The organism is Sphingomonas sp. HDW15A, from assembly GCF_011301715.1.
Taxonomy (GTDB): domain Bacteria; phylum Pseudomonadota; class Alphaproteobacteria; order Sphingomonadales; family Sphingomonadaceae; genus Sphingomicrobium.
This window is the reverse complement of sequence record NZ_CP049870.1, coordinates 444,466-460,236: the sequence shown is the minus strand read 5'-3', so window position 1 is coordinate 460,236 and position 15,771 is coordinate 444,466. Positions and strand designations below refer to the sequence as shown.

Sequence of the window (15,771 nt, the reverse complement as noted above, 5' to 3'; positions counted from 1 at the left end):
GATGACGGACAATCAGCCGTTTTCCGGCAAACTCGCGCTTGTCACCGGCGCCAGCCGCGGGATTGGCGCGGCAACGGCCGAGGCGCTCGCTGCGGCCGGCGCGCATGTCATCCTGGTCGCCCGCACCGCGCAGGCGCTCGAACAGGTCGAGGAGAAGATCCACCAGGCTGGCGGAACCGCGACGATCGCGCCGATGGATCTCGCAGACCGGGAGAATGTCGCCAAGCTGGCACAAGCGATCGGCGGACGATGGGGGAACCTCGACATCCTCGTGCTCAACGCGGCCCTGCTCGGCAGTCTTTCACCGGTCGAGCACCTGGACGCCAAGGAGCTTGAGCGCGTTTTCAAGCTCAACGTCTTCGCGAACCAGGCCCTGATCCAAGCCTTTGACCCGATGCTTCGTCGATCGCAGAAAGCAGACATTGTCGGGATCACTTCGTCGGTGGGTTCGGAGCCGCGCGCTTTCTGGGGCGGTTACGGGGCATCGAAGGCCGCGCTGGAGAACCTGCTTCTGAGCTACGCCGAAGAAACCGAGCATTCCGGCAAGATCAGGGTCCACATTGTCGACCCAGGATCGACACGGACCCGAATGCGGCAGCTGGCGTTTCCGGGCGAGGAACCTTCGACTCTAAAGCCGCCCGAAACCGTCGCCAAGGCAATCGTCGAAAGGCTGACGAGCAATGCGGTGACCGGCGAACGGGTTCGCGTCGGGTCCTAGGCGATTGCGAATCGAGCCAAGCGCCGGACGGGATCGACTTCGGTGAGCCGAACGAAAACCCTGTCCCCGAGCGCAAGACTGTCTTCCGCCACCCGTGTGATGACCGGAAGGTCGCAAAGCTGGATTCTCGCACCGCGCTGATCGAGATCGGTAACGCGCCCCTCGAACGAACTGCCGACGTCGTCACTGAGAACCACGGACTCGGCCAGTTCGATGACGGATGAGTCCACCTGCGCGGCTTTTGCGTCGGCCTTTTTCATTACCTCTGCCAGTGGCTCGAATGCTGCCGCAATTTCCGGTTGAACGGGCTTTCCGTTCGCCACGCTGAGCGCGGCTTCGACAACGTAGCGATCGGCAAGGCGGCGGAGCGGAGCGGTGGCGTGCACGTACGTCGCCGCTACCGCGGAATGCCAGGCAGTTTCGCCCTCGCGATAGGGGTATAGCCGGCCTCGCGACCCGCGCGCCGGATTGCGAGCATGAAAGCGGCATGTTTTCTGTCGCAAGGATCGAGCGTTCGCTCGCGTTCCTCGAGGCTCATCGTCGGGGCCAGTCGACCCCGAATGCCGTCGCGGAATGGCGAAGCCGCTTGATGGCTCGTTTTCCCGGCTCGGCCATCGTCCGGAACAGGCCGGTCCTGTTGTCATGGAGCATCCTGGCGATGGCCAGGTTTGCCGCCAGCGACATGGCCGCGTTGCTTTGCTCAATGGGCGACATTGGGCGGAAGCCTAGTTCGAAGCCGCCGTCGACCTTGATCAGTTCCTGTTGCGGCGGGTCGATCCGCGCCGCGCCCCGGCGAAGCTCCGCCGCGGCGATCCGCTCCGCCAGTTCTGGGAACCCGGCAGGCAGGTCCGACGGCCGCACATCCGCATAGGCAAGCTTGGCCCGGCTGCGGATCTTCGCCCGTTCGACGGACTCGAGTGCGACCTCGCCATCCGGCGCAACGCGCACAGTGAAAATGATCGCGGGTTTGTCCGCATCGGGCAGCAGGCTCGCAGCGGCTTCGCTCAGCGTTGCCGGGTATAGACGGACCTTGCCGTCCGGCAGGTAAATGGTCTCGCCGCGCGCCCATGCCTCGCGGTCCAGTTGATCGGCCGGCGAGACGAACCATCCGACATCGGCGATTGCATAGTGGAGGACGATGTCGCTTCCCGACTGCTCGATCGCGAATGCCTGGTCGAGATCGACCGAGCTTTTCGGGTCGAGAGTCACGAACGGCGTTGCGGTGCGATCCGCGAAGCCGGTGAGCGGACGGCGAGCAGCCGCCCTGGCCGCATCCTCGACCTCCGCCGGGAACGCCGAAGGAAGCTGGTATTGCAGCCGGATCGCATCGAGCCCGGACGCGAGTGCCCCCGTCCAATCCTTTACCGTCTTCAAGATTTCACCAGCGTGACCTGTGCGACGTCAATTCCGCGCCCCCGGAATCCACCCTCGCAATACATAAGGTAGTAGCGCCAGAGGTCATGGAAGGCGGGCGCGAACTCGTTGAGCCGCCCGCCCCTCACCGCCTCGTCATAGCGCGACCGCCAGATCTTCAGCGTCTCCGCGTAATCGAGGCCGAAGCCATGGCGGTCCTGCCAATTCAAGCCGCGGTCGGCAGCGAGTACTTCGAAGCGCTGCTCATCGATCAAACAGCCGCCAGGGAAGATATAGGCTTGGATGAAGTCCGCGCTGGTCGAATAAGCCGCGAACAGCTCATGCCGGATGCTGATCATCTGCAGTGCCGCCTTGCTGCCCGGCTTGAGGTTGCGCGCGATGCAATCAAGGTAAGCCGGCCACCAGCGCTCGCCGACGGCCTCGACCATCTCGACCGAAGCAATGGCATCAAACCGTTCGTCGATATCGCGGTAATCCTGGAGCCGGATCTCGATCAGGTCCTGCAAATTGCATTCGCGAACCTTTGCATCCCCCCAATCTTTTTGCTCGGTGGATAATGTCAGGCCTGTGACCCTGGCGCCGCGCTGTGCGGCCGCGATTGCCAGCGATCCCCAGCCACATCCAATCTCCAGCAAACGATCGCCGGGCTTGATGTCCAGCCGGTCGAGGAGCGTTTCGACCTTGCGGCGCTGGCCGGCTTCGAGGTCGCGGTTCCCACCGAACAACGCCGAGGAATAGGTCATCGTCGGGTCGAGCCACTCGCGATAGAAATCATTGCCGAGATCGTAGTGGGCGGCGATATTGTCGCGAGCCTGCCTGGGGGCATTGTCCTTAAGACGGTGTTTGAGAGCGTTGAACAGCCGGACGGTCCCCTTGGCTCTGGCAGCGTCGCCGAGCGACGCCGCATTGGCCATGAACAAGGCGAACAGCGGGACGGGATCGGGCGAAGTCCACTCCCCTTTCGCCCATGCCCGGTACCAGCCGATCGATCCCGAAGTTGCCAGCCGCACCAGCGCGTACCAGCTGTTGAGCCGGACGACCGCCACGGGGCCGGGCGAATGAAAGCCGATCCTTCGGCGGCTGCCGTCGGGCAAGGTGGCCTCGATCCCGCCCTGCGCAATGCGTTCGTCGAGATGGTCGAGCACCCGCGCGAAGCCGCGCGCGAACAAACGGCCGAGGATGCCGCTGCCGTTCCCGAACAGCAGGCCCGTGCGCAGCAAATGTTCGCCCCGGCTGGCCATCGCGCCGCCTATCGAGCCGGCGGAGCAGGTTGGCAAGGGCGGGGAAGCAGCGTGTCCCGCTTCAATCGCGAACCGTTTTCCGGATCGAGATAGCGGGCGTCGCCGATTGACAGGCGGACCGCGCAACGCTCCCGGCTCGCCCAGGCAAATGGAATCACGGACCAGCGCAGGAAACGGCGCATTTCGGGGTCGCGTTGCCGCGCTTCCTCGACGAGCGGATGATCCATGTTCGGAAAGATTGGACCATGGGTTGGGCCAAGGCCGCCAAGGGGGGAAAAGAATGCAAAATAATATTTGCCGTCCTCCCGCCACGCGAGCTGCCGGTGCCAGGAGAGGACCGGCTCAGGCGACGCGAACACGGCGTCCGCGTTTGCGGACCGCGCCATCACACGTGATTTTGCCGTGTCGCTGAGGCCGAAATTGAAGGCGACATAAACCAGCACCGCGCCAAGGGCGTATTGCGGCAATGTGCGCCACTCGCGACCCTTGGCTTGCGCTTTCCGAGACCAGGCGATGGCCAGCGATAGCGCGCTCCAGACCCACACATCGATGATGAAAAGACTGTCGGCGTGATACCAAAGGCCGGATAAAGGCGAGAAGAGCTGCACTGCGTAGGTTGTCTGCAGGTCGAGCAAGGGGTGAGTGAGCGCGCCGAGATAAGAAAGGGCGAAGAGCCAGCCCTTGTGCAATTCCAGGCCACTCTGGAAAACTGCCCCGCGAGAAACCTGCCATCTGTCGAGAAGAAGAAGCAGGCCAAAAAGGACCGGCGGAAGAACGGCAACGCCGAAGATGCTGTGCGTGAAGCCGCGGTGCGTTTCGAGCGGTTCCCAAGCAAAACCGCCGAAGAATACGTCGATGTCGGGCATGTTCGCGCCGAGGATAAGTGCCGCGAGACCCTTGCGTGTCGTCGATTTCAGGCCTGCCTGGCCGAGCGCCCAGCCTGCAAGGCTATGCGTCAAATTGTCCATTGCCCCGGTTCGCGGCGCTTAGCGGCCGACGGGCGCTGGCTTCGGCTTCGGTTCCGGCGCGGGGCGCGAGGAAGCCCCCTCGCTCTCGATGAGCGCCTTGGCGACGGTCAGGCGCTCGTCCGCCGGAATGTCGCCAAGCAGGTCCATGACCGCCAGTGTGACCTTGGAACGGGACTGGGCCATGACTTGATCACGGCGTTCGAGCGCGGCCTTGAGCGCACCGAGATCGAGCGGCTCGGCGGCAAGAACCTTGGCTATCGCGTCCTGTGCGGCGATCATCTCCCGTCGAAGTTCGCTGCGGCGCGCGGCGTCCGCCTGCCTTTCCTGTGCAAGCCGGGCTCGCGCGGCTTCGCTGACGGAAGCCAATGGAGAATCATCGCTGGCTGGGGTAGGTGTCTGAATGACGACCGCCCTGGTCGGGGCGTCGTCAGGTTTCGGCTTGGCCGGAACGTAAGTGATCGTGGGATTCGCGCCGCCAGGCGCCTTTACGACTGCAGGCTGGGCCGGTCTTTGCGGCGACGGCTTCACCTTAAGCGGTGGCGGATCGGAAACGGGCTCGGCGCCTTGCAGGGCAAGCAAAAGCAAAAACAGGCTCATTCGGCTCTCGGCTCCTTTTCGACTTGCCAGGTCTGACCCTTGCTCACCAGCTTCTGAATATCGGGTGACTTGCCCTCGCTCGCAGCGGCATTTTGTTCCAGGACTGCTGCTTCGAACGTCGGCGCGGGGTCGTCGTAAAGGACGCCGAGGGCGACCGGGAAGCCCTCGCCGGGCATTTCCACGAGCATGTGCGCGACGCTGCGATTGCGCGGATCGTGAACGAGGACCTCGTCGCTGTCGCCATCGACCACTTTCAGCGCGAGCGCCTGGCGGTCGAGCGCGATCCCCTTGGTGCCGCCGGCGAACAGCATCTTCTCGCCCGCCTGAAGCCAAAGCTGCTTTTCGGACGCGACGGACTTGTCGGTGAAGGGCGCGAAGACGTCGTCGTTGTAGACAATGCAATTCTGGAAAATTTCGACGAACGCCGCACCCTTGTGAGCATGGGCCGCCTTCATCACGTCAACGAGGTTTTTGTGGACGTCGATGCCACGGGCGACGAAGCGCGCGCCACTTCCCAGCGCGAAGGCGCAGGGGCGCGCCGGCCGGTCGACCGAGCCAAACGGCGTGGAAGGGCTGCGTGTGCCGATCCGGCTGGTGGGCGAATATTGCCCTTTGGTCAGACCGTAGATCTCGTTGTTGAACAGCAGCAGCTGGCAATCGAGGTTGCGGCGAAGCAGGTGCATCGTGTGATTGCCGCCGATGCTCAGCGCATCGCCGTCGCCGGTGATAATCCACACATCAAGCTCGGGATTGGCGAGCTTGACGCCGGTCGCCACCGCGCAGGCGCGGCCGTGGATGGTGTGGAAGCCGTAGCTCGCCATGTAATAAGGAAAGCGGCTGGAGCAGCCGATTCCCGATATGAAGACGGTCTTCTCACGGGCCGTGCCAAGATCGGGCATCGTACGCTGGACCGCCTTCAGGACGGCATAATCGCCGCAGCCGGGGCACCAGCGCACTTCCTGGTCGGACGCCCAGTCCTTGGCGGTGGTGACGGTGGTCATGTCGTTCATCGCAAATATCCGCCAAACCAGAGGATCATGAAAACGACGATGATCAGCAGGGCGATCATCGGCCAGGCATTGATGGGTTTCATTTCAGCGCCTGCTCAATCGCCGCCTCGATCTCGGCAATCGTGAACGGCTGGCCGGAAACCTTGTTGATCGGCTTCGCATCGACAAGGAACTGGTCGCGAAGCAGGGTCTTGAGTTGGCCGGTATTCATTTCCGGAACAACGATACGGCCGAAGCCCTTCAACAGGCCAGCCATGTTGTGCGGCATCGGCGCGATGTGGCGGATATGGACGTGCGCAACATCCAACCCGCGGGCCAGTGCTCGCCGCACCGCCTGGTGAATCGGGCCGAAAGTCGAGCCCCAGCCAACGACGCAAAGGGCCGCGCCCTCGCGGCCGAGGCAAATGTCCTGATCGGCAATGGAGTCAGCGACATTTGCGATCTTTTGCGCCCGAGTTTGGGTCATTTCCGCGTGTGCGGCCGGCGAATAGTCGATGTTTCCGCTGCCCGGCGCCTTTTCAATTCCACCGATGCGATGTTCGAGGCCCGGCGTGCCCGGCTTGATCCACGGGCGAGCGAGATCGGCATTGCGGGCATAGGGCATGACGTCATCGCCTTCTGCGGGCTCCCGATCGAAGAAATGGACCGGGAATGGAGCGTATCCGGACATGTCCGGCACCTTCCACGGCTCAGCCGCATTGGCGATGTAGCCGTCGGTCAGAAGCATTACGGGCGTCATGTAGCGGGTCGCGATCCGGCAAGCCTCTATTGCGCAGTCAAAGGCGTCGGCCGGCGAGCGCGCCGCAATCACCGGCATGGGTGCATCGCCGTTGCGGCCATAGACGGCCTGGTAGAGGTCGGACTGCTCGGTTTTGGTCGGCAGGCCGGTCGAAGGCCCGCCGCGCTGCGAGTTGACGATGACCAATGGAAGCTCGGTCATAACCGCCAGGCCCATGGCCTCGCCCTTTAGTGCGATGCCGGGCCCCGATGACGAGGTAACTCCGAGCTGACCCGCGTAAGATGCGCCGAGCGCGGCGCAAATGGCCGCGATCTCGTCCTCCGCCTGGAATGTAATGATTCCATATTCCTTGAGACGCGAGAGATGATGAAGGATCGGGCTGGCGGGCGTAATGGGATAGGAGCCAAAGAACATCTTCAGGCCCGCAAGCTGCGCACCCGCAACGAGTCCCAGGCCAAGCGCTTCGGCGCCTGTCACGGTTCGGTAGAGGCCAGGCTCCGAAGGCGCGGCGTCAATATGGGTCTTGTGAACCTGCCCACCGATTTCGACCGTCTCGCCATAGGCATGGCCGGCGTTGAGCGCGGCGATGTTAGCCTCGGCAAGCTCCGGCGCCTTGGCGAACTTGGTCTTGAGCCAGTCCAAGATCGGCGCTCGGTCCCGGTCGAACATCCACAGCGCGAGGCCCAGCGTCCACATGTTCTTGCAGCGCAAGGCCTCCTTGTTGCCGAGGCCGAATGGCTTCACCGCGTCGAGGGTCAGTTGGCTGATGTTGAACTTGACGAGGGTCCAACGCGCGAGGCTGCCGTCTTCAAGCGGATTGGCGTCATAACCGGCCTTGGCCAAATTACGGGCCGTGAACTCACCTTCGTCGGCGATGATCAGCCCGCCGTCCCGAAGCTGGCCAACATTCACCTTTAGTGCTGCCGGGTTCATCGCTACCAGCACGTCCGGCTGATCGCCCGCGGTCTCGATCGCCGTCGATCCGAAATTGATCTGGAAGGCAGACACGCCGAACGTCGTCCCCTGCGGCGCACGAATTTCCGCCGGGAAATCGGGGAAGGTGGCGAGATCGTTGCCGGCAAGCGCAGTCGAGAGCGTGAACTGGCCGCCGGTCAGCTGCATGCCGTCTCCGCTGTCGCCGGCAAAACGGACGACGACCGCGTCGCGGGGCGGATTGGCGCGGGCGTCTTCTGGGGTGACAATATGAGTGGCCGAGGCCATGAAAATTCCTGAACTTAGAGAACGCGATGCCTCATAAGACCGCGAGCGCCCTTATGCCACTGTCTTGTGCTCGGTTCAGGCTGCCGCTCGAAGCTGCTGGGGAACAGGGACGCGTTTCGAATCATGAAAGGCGCTGGGTCTCATCCAAGTCGACATTCGCCGCGTCAGTGTCGGGTCGCCTTCCATCACCAGGTCGCCGCTGTCGATCGCCGAGCGGTATGAGCGATCGCCCATCCAAACATCATGCATGGTTCGAACTGTGGTGTTGATCCACACGTCGACGTCGCGGCCCGGGTCGACCAGGCAGAGCTGGGTCTTTTCGCCCTTGACGATAAGCCACCATTTGCATTGGTCCTTGAGGTCAAGGAAACGGAACTGGATGACTGTTTCCCGCCCGGCAGCGCAGCAGGATCGACGCTCCGCTCAAGATAGAACATGAGGAATTCAGGGTCGAAGTCGTCGGCGCTTAGCGTTTGCCGGGCCCATAGAAGCCCCCATTCACCAAGCGCGACGATCACCGGAAGCAATGCTTCGCATGCCTGGGTCGGAAAATATTCGAAACCGCGCTGGCCTGGTATCTGGCGACGGACGACCAGTCCCTGCTCCTCGAACATCTTCAGCCGCGCCGTGAGCAGCGCCGGCGAAATCTCGCCAAGACCCCGTTGGAGCTCGCTGAAGCGACGTCCTCCCATCAGTAACTCGCGAACGATCAGGAACGTCCAGCGTTCGCCGAGCAGTTCGGTTGCTTTCGCGACCGGGCAGAACTGGCCGTATCTCATCGGGTTCTCCCTTCAAGGATGACAAGCGGCAAGATACGACGCCTGCACCACCCGCGATACTTCAAAATCTGTAGTGCGTTGCTTCATTCAGTGAACTGTTCGCGGCTCCTCCATTCAGCCATTTGATCGTCATCGCCGGATTGGCCGGCGCCCAATGAATGGAGCAAGACAATGCCACTCGTGACGATCGACGTAATCAAGAATGTTTTCAGCCCGCAGAAGAAGGCCGAGCTGATCGAGAAGGTGACCGAAGCGATGATCGAGGTCGAAGGCGAAGAGATGCGCCCGGTGACCTGGGTCCGGATCATGGAGGTCGAACAGGGCGACTGGGCGATTGGCGGCAACCGGCTCAACGCAGCCGCCGTGCACGACATGGGCGGCAAGCTGAAGGCGGCCTGACGCCCAAGACTTTCGAAAACTTCGAAAGACATGCATTGTGCCGGCTCCTGGCAGGGGGCCGGCATGATCTACAAGCGCTTCGCAGCGAATCTTCGTGCCCAAAACTGGTTCGCGATCGGGATCGAACTGGCGATCGTCGTTATCGGCGTTTTCATCGGAACGCAGGTCTCGAACTGGAACCAGGCCCGTCTTGAAAGGCGCGCGACTGAGCGAATGATCGAGGAACTGAAGCCGGGCCTGCGCAGCTTCATCGACTTCTTCGAAACCGCCAAGACCTATTACGCTATCACCGGCGACTATGCCTCCACGGCGTTCGCGGGGTGGGAGTCCGACCCCAAGACCAGCGACGAGCAGTTCGTGATCTCGGCTTATCAAGCGAGCCAGGTCTACACCTTCGGAGTCAACGCCGTGAACTGGACGCGCGTCTTCGGCGGAGACCAGCTCGCGAACATCAGCGATCCGGAATTACGGCGAGGCCTGGCAAATCTGATGACCCTGAACTTCGACATGATCGACATGCCCGCGGTCGACACGCCTTACCGCCAGAACGTCCGCCAGGTCATTCCAGTGGACATACAGGACGCGATACGCGCGCGCTGTGGCGATACGGTGACCCCGGATAAGCCTCTGACCCAGCACCTTCCGGCAACTTGCGACCTGGATTTTCCGTCGAGCCGATGGGCGAGCGCTGCTTCTGCGCTCCGTGCGGAACCCGACCTGGCCCGGCAATTGCGTTGGCATCGCGCCGCTGTCGCAGCCTTCTTGTCCAACATGGACCTGTTCGAACGGCAAACGCGGGAGGTAGTCGCGCGGATTGTCGAAAACGGCAAGACGGAGCCTGCCCTGTCATGATCCTTCGCCGAGTCACCCATCACCTACGAACACAAAATTGGACCGCCGTCGCAATCGAATTCGTGCTGATCGTCGCGGGCGTGTTCCTTGGAATCGTTGCCGCGAACTGGAATCAGGAACGGCTGCAACGGCGGCAGACGGCTGAATTGCTCGAGCAGCTCGATCGCGAACTAGGGATTTTCGTCCGCTACATCGACGGAGTCGAGCGCTACTATCGCTCCGCCGGCGCCTACGGTGACCGAGCTGCGGCGGCCTGGAATGGTGATCCGACAATCACCGACGACGAGTTCATTATTGCCGCCTATCAAGCAAGCCAGATCAACGGCATTGGCAATAACACGGACGTCTGGGCGACGATCTTCGGGGCGGACCATTTGCGGGACATCAAGGATCCGTTGCTTCGCCAGAATCTCGCCGTGGTCATGTCGTACGATTATTCGATAATCGACCTCGATTCCGTCTCCAGCCGCTATCGCGAGGAAGTCCGCAAGATCATCCCGGGGTCGATCCAGGCCCAGATCCGCGAGCGCTGTGGAGACCGCGTGATAGGCGATGCGCGGTTTGGCTACGAACTCCCATCTACCTGCAATATTAAATTAGAGCCGAAGGAATCGGAGCGTACGGCATCGCGCCTTCGCGCCCGAACCGATCTCGCCGGGGAGCTCCATTGGCATCGGGCCGCAGTTGCCAATCAGATTACGCAGGCGAACATTATCAAGGAGGCGGCCCGGATCGTTACTGAAAGGATCGGCGCGGACACGTGATCTTAAGGCCATTCGTGACACAAGGGATCGGTCCGTAAATCATCTAGTGAGTGCCAACTTCATCCGCTAATCGGTGCGTATGAGCGACAAAGAGCAATATCGCCGCGGGGTCGGCGTGATGCTGATCAACGACCGCAAGGAAGTGTGGGTCGGGCGCAGAATCGATAACACCGACGAGGCCTGGCAAATGCCCCAGGGCGGAATCGACAAGGGTGAGCAGCCTTGGCCTGCCGCGCTTCGCGAGGTCGAAGAAGAAACCGGAATCCGCCCGCACCTGATCGAACAGCTTAGCTGCCATCCGCAGCGGTTGCGCTATCGCCTTCCCGAGGAGCTGATCGGCGTTATCTGGAAAGAGAAGTGGGTCGGCCAGGAGCAGGACTGGTTCCTGGCGCGCTTCCTTGGAACGGACGATGACGTCAACATCGGCACCAAAACTCCCGAATTCTCGCACTGGAAGTGGATCGAGGCGACGCACCTTCCCGACATCATCGTGCCGTTCAAGCGTGACCTCTACCGCCGATTGGTCGAGGATTTCGCGCCGCTGATGTGAGCCCTAAGGGGATTTCCCGATAGCGGCTGTGATCCGCGCCATTCCAAAAGATCATTATCATGATTATCCGAATCCTCCCCCTCGCCGCCGCCTTCATCCTTGCCACGAGCGCCACCGCTCAACAGGTCCCGCTCGGCGACCGGTCGCTGATCGAGGCCGCGGCGACCTTGAAGAACGGTCAGTTCGTCTGGGCCCCTGAGCGAAGCCCTGCCGGGCCGACGCTGCTGATCGTCAATCTTGCAACCCAGCGAGCCGTCCTCTTCCGCAATGGGGTGCCGATCGCGGCGTCGAGCGTTTCGACCGGAAAGCCGGGATATGAGACCCCGACGGGAGTATTCACGATCCTTCAAAAAGCGAAGGAACATTATTCGCGGACCTACGACAACGCGCCGATGCCCAATATGCAGCGGCTGACCTGGAAAGGCATCGCTCTCCATGCCGGCAAGCTTCCGGGCTATCCTGCATCGCACGGCTGCATCCGGCTTCCGCACGGTTTTTCTGAGTTGCTTTTCGGCGCGACGAAACTCGGCATGACAGTGGTCATCACCAGCATCCCGGGCGTTCCGGAGACGGCCAGGGCGCCGCAGCTGCTGTCCAATGCGTCCGCGGCGGAAAATGCTGCCCCACTGGGGCAAGCGGCTTATTCCTGGCACCCGGATCGCTCGACCAGCGGAATGGTGTCGGTTGTCGTCAGCGCTGCAGACCGGCGCGCCATCGTGATGCGTGGCGGGGTGGAGATCGGATCGGCTCCGGTCCGGGTGAATGGCGATCTCGGCGGGGGCCTCGCCTACGTCCTGCGCGCCTGGGACACCACTGGTCAGCACTGGATGAAACTTCAATTCTCGGGCCACGGCGCCGGGATGGATGTGTCGGCCGAGGAGGGACGGCGCTTCGAAGCGCCGGCCGGCTTCCGCCACGCGGTCGCCGGCGTGCTTCGTCCGGGAAGCGTGGTCATCGTCACTCCCGAATCGCTGAAAGCCGGCAGCCCCGGACAAAAGCTCGACGTCATAAAGGACGATGTGGCGCGCTGAGCAAATTGCAGCGCCGCACGGTGTGGCGTTGAGGGCGTTGCGCGGCTAGGAAGTGCGCCCATGGGGGCGTTGTCCAACACGGAACGAGAAGCGGTCGAGCGGGCCTCGGCAGAGCCGATGCTCGAACAGGTCGAGGCGTGGGCCGCAGTCAACAGCGGGTCGCGCAACCTCGCCGGCCTCGAGACCACCGCTGCAATGCTCGCCGACGCCTTTTCCGCACTTCCCTGCGAGCTGGTGCTGGAAGCGGCGGCACCAGTGGAGTCCGTCGATGCCGCGGGCCGCAAGATCCCGTTGGAGCATGGCCGCAACCTTCACCTGACGGTGCGTCCCAATGCCCCGGTGCAGCTTCTCTTCACGGGTCATATGGACACGGTCTACGGTCCGGACCATCCGTTTCAGGAACTCAGCTGGCTCGACGATGGCATTCTCGGCGGGCCAGGCGTCGCCGACATGAAGGGCGGGATTGCCGTCATGCTCGCAGCACTGAAGGCGGTCGAGTCCATCGACGAGCAACACATCGGCTATGAGGTCGTCATCAACAGCGACGAGGAAGTCGGCAGCCTGGGATCCGCGGCGCTTCTGGCGAGGGCGGCTCGCGGGAAGCGGGCAGCGCTGACCTACGAGCCTGCCGCCTTGCCCGACGGAACATTGGCGGGCGCAAGGCCGGGAAGCGGTAATTTCGACTTCACCATTCACGGCCGGTCGGCGCACGCAGGCCGCAATCCCGAAGACGGCCGGAACGCGCTGGTCGCCGCTGCCGAGCTCGCAATCCGGCTGAAGGACGGAATGGGTCCGAGGCTAAGCGTCAATCCGGCGCGGATAGATGGGGGAAGTCCGAACAATGTCGTCCCGGACCTCGCGGTGCTCCGAGTCAATGTCCGGCCCGCTACGCTTGATGATCAGGCCAGAGCGCAGTCCCTGATCGATTCGTCGGTGGCGATGGTCGCGGCCAACCACGAAGTCACGATTCAGGTTCACGGCCATTTCGCTCGTCCGCCAAAACCGGTGACCCCGGCAATAGAGACGCTGTTCGGTATCGTCCGTCAGGCCGGCGCCGACCTCGGCCAGTCGATCGACTGGAAGCCAACCGGCGGGGTCTGTGACGGGAACAACATCGCCGCCTGCGGAGTGCCGGTCATCGATACGATGGGCGTTCGCGGCGGCAAAATTCATTCTCCGGAGGAATATCTGATCGTCGAGTCATTGAAAGAGCGGGCAGCCTTGTCGGCCCTCACAATCCTTCGGCTGGCGGAGGACGCATGACCCGACGGATTCGGGCTGCGCGGCCCGACGACCTTCGCGCGCTTTACGATCTCAGCAAGCTGACCGGCGGCGGGTTCACCAACCTTCCCGCGGACCGGCCCACGCTGGAAAAGAAACTGGAGCGGTCGGAAGCCGGCTTCGGCCGGAAAGGCGAGACTGCGGGCGACGACCTTTACGTGTTCGTGCTCGAGGATATCGAAAGCAAATCGATCCGCGGCACTTGCCAGGTGTTCGGCGCGGTTGGCACCGACCGGCCGTTTTATTCTTACCTGATTTCGACCCTCACCCAGAAGAGCGAGGAACTCGGTCGGATTTTTCGCAACCAGACCCTCAACCTCACGACCGACCTTGAGGGGTCGAGCGAGGTCGGCGGCCTTTTTCTCCACCCGCATGAACGGGCAGGCGGTCTCGGGATGCTTCTCGCACGCTCGCGCTATCTGTTCATCAAGCAGCATCGGCCGCGCTTCGGGGATGTCGTGCTCGCCGAGCTTCGCGGAGTGATGGACCAGGGCGGCAACTCGCCCTTCTGGGACGCGATCGGCGGTCGCTTCTTTGGAATGAGCTTTCCGGAAGCCGACGAGTTCAATGCCGTCCATGGGACCCAGTTCATCGCCGACCTGTTCCCGAAATCGCCGATTTACGTCTCCATGCTTCCGGAAAGCGCTCAGTCCGTAATTGGTCAGCCACATCCCACCGGCCGGGCTGCGATGAAGATGCTGGAGCACGAAAATTTCGACTGGGACGGTTATGTCGACATCTTCGACGGAGGGCCGACAGTCACCGCACGCACGGACAAGATCCGCACGGTGCGCGATTCCGAATGGCAACTCGTGGGCGGCAGCGCCAGCGGCGGCGAGACCATGATCATCGCAGCTGGCACATATCACCACTTCGCCGCTTGCTATGGCCAAGTGCAACGGACTGCCAACGGCGAGCTTCTCGTCGACGACAATGCCCTTCGGGCGCTTGACATCGGCCCCGGCGACCGGGTGCTGGTCGCGCCGCGATGATCCGCGAAATCAATTTCGACGGGATTGTCGGCCCGAGTCACAATTATGCCGGACTGAGCCTTGGCAATCTCGCTTCCTCACGCCACGCCGGACACGTTTCGAGGCCGCGTGCAGCGGCTCTGCAGGGCATTGAGAAAATGCGCGCCAACCTGGCGCTCGGCCTCGCCCAAGGCATTCTCGTTCCGCAGCCGCGACCCGCCACCGGATGGCTGGCAAGCCTCGGCGTGACATTCGACGATGCCGAGCCGGTGCTTGCGGCCAATGCCATGAGCGCATCGTCAATGTGGGCTGCCAACGCCGCGACGGTAAGCCCGGCCCCCGACACCTCTGACGGCCGCTGCCATCTTACCGTCGCCAATCTCCAGACCATGCCGCATCGCAGTCACGAATGGCGGGCGACCTTGGCGCAGCTGCGGCTGGCATTCGCCGCCCCGGCATTCACGGTTCATGCGCCCGTGCCCTCCTTCGGTGACGAAGGGGCGGCCAACCACATGCGGCTTGCTCCTTCGCATGGCCAGCCGGGGGTCGAGATTTTCGTATACGGCGTTTCAGGCGGTCCTTTCCCCGCCCGGCAGCATCTCGAAGCATCCAAAGCCGTCGCCCGCCTTCACCGGCTGGATCCTGACCGAACATATTTTGCGGCGCAGAGCGATTCGGCCATCGCTGCCGGGGCCTTCCACAACGATGTCGTCGCAGTTGCCAGCGGGCGCGTGCTTTTCGCGCACGAGCAGGCCTTCGCGGACAAGGCGGCATTGTTCGATTGGTGCGAAGCACGGATCGACGGGTTCGAGCTTGTCGAGGTTGCGGCGGCCGACGTCTCGCTCGGTGACGCGATCACGTCCTACCTCTTCAATTCGCAGCTGGTGATCCTCGAAGATGGAACGACCACCCTCGTCGCGCCGACCGAATGCGCCGAGACGCCAAGCGTGAAGGCATGGATCGACCGCCATCTCGCCTCCAACGGCGCGATCCGCCGGGTCGAATATGTCGATGTCCGCCAATCCATGGCCAACGGGGGAGGCCCGGCTTGCCTGCGCCTTCGTGTGCAGTGCGATCCGGTCGAGGTCGATCCGCGGTTTTTGGTCGACGATGCCAAGCTTGATCGTCTGGAAAAGGTGATCGAGGCGCATTGGCCGAGCGAGGCCCATTCAGGCGCGATCCAGGACCCTGCCTTCGTCCAGACTGTCGTCGCTGCGCGGCGCACATTGCTGGCCGAGCTTGGGCTGGAGACACTCGAAGAGTCGGAATAGTTAAC

Annotated in this window: 17 protein-coding genes; 9 read left to right on the top strand and 8 right to left on the bottom strand. The window is 62.7% G+C overall.

The genetic code is table 11. The features are described from left to right. Window position 1 precedes the first annotated feature (1 nt). Entirely contained in the window at window positions 2-718 is a 717-nt protein-coding gene (locus tag G7076_RS02450) for an SDR family NAD(P)-dependent oxidoreductase (RefSeq protein ID WP_166200135.1), read from the top strand. On the opposite strand, the gene G7076_RS12315 is transcribed toward G7076_RS02450, so the two are convergent. From G7076_RS12315 to G7076_RS02415, 8 genes are all read right to left on the bottom strand, one after another. Beyond that, window positions 715-1,104: a hypothetical protein gene (locus G7076_RS12315; protein ID WP_240913838.1), complete on the bottom strand. Its 390-nt coding sequence runs from the start codon at window positions 1,102-1,104 to the stop codon at window positions 715-717. The genes G7076_RS02450 and G7076_RS12315 overlap by 4 nt on opposite strands. Before the next feature lie 148 nt (window positions 1,105-1,252). Then, on the bottom strand, window positions 1,253-2,092 hold the full coding sequence (locus G7076_RS12310) for an RNB domain-containing ribonuclease (protein WP_240913837.1): 840 nt from the start codon (window positions 2,090-2,092) through the stop codon (window positions 1,253-1,255). Further along, the gene (locus G7076_RS02440) at window positions 2,089-3,333 is read right to left on the bottom strand and encodes a cyclopropane-fatty-acyl-phospholipid synthase family protein (RefSeq protein ID WP_166200133.1); all 1,245 of its coding nucleotides are present in this window, start codon (window positions 3,331-3,333) and stop codon (window positions 2,089-2,091) included. The genes G7076_RS12310 and G7076_RS02440 overlap by 4 nt, the downstream gene beginning before the upstream one ends. An 8-nt stretch (window positions 3,334-3,341) precedes the next feature. Then, complete coding sequence (locus G7076_RS02435; RefSeq protein WP_166200131.1) at window positions 3,342-4,301, bottom strand: metal-dependent hydrolase; 960 nt, start codon at window positions 4,299-4,301, stop codon at window positions 3,342-3,344. A gap of 18 nt (window positions 4,302-4,319) precedes the next feature. Beyond that, complete coding sequence (locus G7076_RS02430) at window positions 4,320-4,898, bottom strand: periplasmic heavy metal sensor (protein ID WP_166200129.1); 579 nt, start codon at window positions 4,896-4,898, stop codon at window positions 4,320-4,322. Further along, window positions 4,895-5,908 carry a 2-oxoacid:ferredoxin oxidoreductase subunit beta gene (locus tag G7076_RS02425; protein WP_166200127.1) on the bottom strand — a complete coding sequence of 338 codons (1,014 nt, stop codon included), beginning with the start codon at window positions 5,906-5,908 and terminating at the stop codon, window positions 4,895-4,897. The genes G7076_RS02430 and G7076_RS02425 overlap by 4 nt, the downstream gene beginning before the upstream one ends. A 79-nt stretch (window positions 5,909-5,987) precedes the next feature. Continuing rightward, window positions 5,988-7,868, bottom strand: a complete 1,881-nt coding sequence (locus G7076_RS02420; RefSeq protein ID WP_166200125.1) for a 2-oxoacid:acceptor oxidoreductase subunit alpha — start codon at window positions 7,866-7,868, stop codon at window positions 5,988-5,990. A 185-nt stretch (window positions 7,869-8,053) separates the two neighbouring features. Beyond that, window positions 8,054-8,647, bottom strand: coding sequence for a helix-turn-helix domain-containing protein (locus G7076_RS02415; protein WP_166200123.1), 594 nt, complete (start codon window positions 8,645-8,647; stop codon window positions 8,054-8,056). A 171-nt stretch (window positions 8,648-8,818) separates the two neighbouring features. Here G7076_RS02415 and G7076_RS02410 point away from each other — a divergent pair, with 171 nt between their 5' ends. The 8 genes from G7076_RS02410 (at window position 8,819) to G7076_RS02375 (ending at window position 15,766) form a co-directional block, all read left to right on the top strand. Next, entirely contained in the window at window positions 8,819-9,046 is a 228-nt protein-coding gene (locus G7076_RS02410) for a tautomerase family protein (RefSeq protein WP_166200121.1), read from the top strand. Between the two features lie 63 nt (window positions 9,047-9,109). Then, entirely contained in the window at window positions 9,110-9,898 is a 789-nt protein-coding gene (locus G7076_RS02405) for a hypothetical protein (RefSeq protein ID WP_166200119.1), read from the top strand. After that, complete coding sequence (locus G7076_RS02400; RefSeq protein WP_166200117.1) at window positions 9,895-10,662, top strand: hypothetical protein; 768 nt, start codon at window positions 9,895-9,897, stop codon at window positions 10,660-10,662. The genes G7076_RS02405 and G7076_RS02400 overlap by 4 nt, the downstream gene beginning before the upstream one ends. A gap of 79 nt (window positions 10,663-10,741) precedes the next feature. Further along, window positions 10,742-11,212 carry an RNA pyrophosphohydrolase gene (locus G7076_RS02395; RefSeq protein ID WP_166200115.1) on the top strand — a complete coding sequence of 157 codons (471 nt, stop codon included), beginning with the start codon at window positions 10,742-10,744 and terminating at the stop codon, window positions 11,210-11,212. Between the two features lie 59 nt (window positions 11,213-11,271). Further along, window positions 11,272-12,243 (top strand): L,D-transpeptidase family protein, encoded by a 972-nt coding sequence (locus G7076_RS02390; protein WP_166200113.1) that lies wholly within the window; start codon window positions 11,272-11,274, stop codon window positions 12,241-12,243. Window positions 12,244-12,303: 60 nt separating this feature from the next. Then, a complete protein-coding gene (locus G7076_RS02385; protein WP_166200111.1) occupies window positions 12,304-13,506 on the top strand; it encodes a hydrolase in 1,203 nt (400 codons plus the stop codon). Continuing rightward, window positions 13,503-14,516: an arginine N-succinyltransferase gene (locus G7076_RS02380; protein WP_166200109.1), complete on the top strand. Its 1,014-nt coding sequence runs from the start codon at window positions 13,503-13,505 to the stop codon at window positions 14,514-14,516. Before G7076_RS02385 ends, G7076_RS02380 begins: the two co-directional genes overlap by 4 nt. Beyond that, window positions 14,513-15,766, top strand: coding sequence for an N-succinylarginine dihydrolase (locus G7076_RS02375; RefSeq protein WP_166200107.1), 1,254 nt, complete (start codon window positions 14,513-14,515; stop codon window positions 15,764-15,766). Before G7076_RS02380 ends, G7076_RS02375 begins: the two co-directional genes overlap by 4 nt. The last annotated feature ends 5 nt before the right edge of the window (window positions 15,767-15,771 follow it).

Excerpts from the sequence above, each read along its gene's own strand:
- G7076_RS02390 (WP_166200113.1), top strand. The coding sequence starts at position 11,272 with ATGATTATCCGAATCCTCCCCCTCGCCGCCGCCTTCATCCTTGCCACG.
- G7076_RS02405 (WP_166200119.1), top strand. The coding sequence starts at position 9,110 with ATGATCTACAAGCGCTTCGCAGCGAATCTTCGTGCCCAAAACTGGTTC.
- G7076_RS02450 (WP_166200135.1), top strand. The coding sequence starts at position 2 with ATGACGGACAATCAGCCGTTTTCCGGCAAACTCGCGCTTGTCACCGGC.
- G7076_RS02400 (WP_166200117.1), top strand. The coding sequence starts at position 9,895 with ATGATCCTTCGCCGAGTCACCCATCACCTACGAACACAAAATTGGACC.
- G7076_RS02430 (WP_166200129.1), bottom strand. The coding sequence starts at position 4,898 with ATGAGCCTGTTTTTGCTTTTGCTTGCCCTGCAAGGCGCCGAGCCCGTT.
- G7076_RS02425 (WP_166200127.1), bottom strand. The coding sequence starts at position 5,908 with ATGAACGACATGACCACCGTCACCACCGCCAAGGACTGGGCGTCCGAC.
- G7076_RS02420 (WP_166200125.1), bottom strand. The coding sequence starts at position 7,868 with ATGGCCTCGGCCACTCATATTGTCACCCCAGAAGACGCCCGCGCCAAT.
- G7076_RS02375 (WP_166200107.1), top strand. The coding sequence starts at position 14,513 with ATGATCCGCGAAATCAATTTCGACGGGATTGTCGGCCCGAGTCACAAT.
- G7076_RS02415 (WP_166200123.1), bottom strand. The coding sequence starts at position 8,647 with ATGAGATACGGCCAGTTCTGCCCGGTCGCGAAAGCAACCGAACTGCTC.
- G7076_RS02410 (WP_166200121.1), top strand. The coding sequence starts at position 8,819 with ATGCCACTCGTGACGATCGACGTAATCAAGAATGTTTTCAGCCCGCAG.
- G7076_RS02440 (WP_166200133.1), bottom strand. The coding sequence starts at position 3,333 with ATGGCCAGCCGGGGCGAACATTTGCTGCGCACGGGCCTGCTGTTCGGG.
- G7076_RS02395 (WP_166200115.1), top strand. The coding sequence starts at position 10,742 with ATGAGCGACAAAGAGCAATATCGCCGCGGGGTCGGCGTGATGCTGATC.
- G7076_RS02385 (WP_166200111.1), top strand. The coding sequence starts at position 12,304 with ATGGGGGCGTTGTCCAACACGGAACGAGAAGCGGTCGAGCGGGCCTCG.
- G7076_RS02380 (WP_166200109.1), top strand. The coding sequence starts at position 13,503 with ATGACCCGACGGATTCGGGCTGCGCGGCCCGACGACCTTCGCGCGCTT.
- G7076_RS02435 (WP_166200131.1), bottom strand. The coding sequence starts at position 4,301 with ATGGACAATTTGACGCATAGCCTTGCAGGCTGGGCGCTCGGCCAGGCA.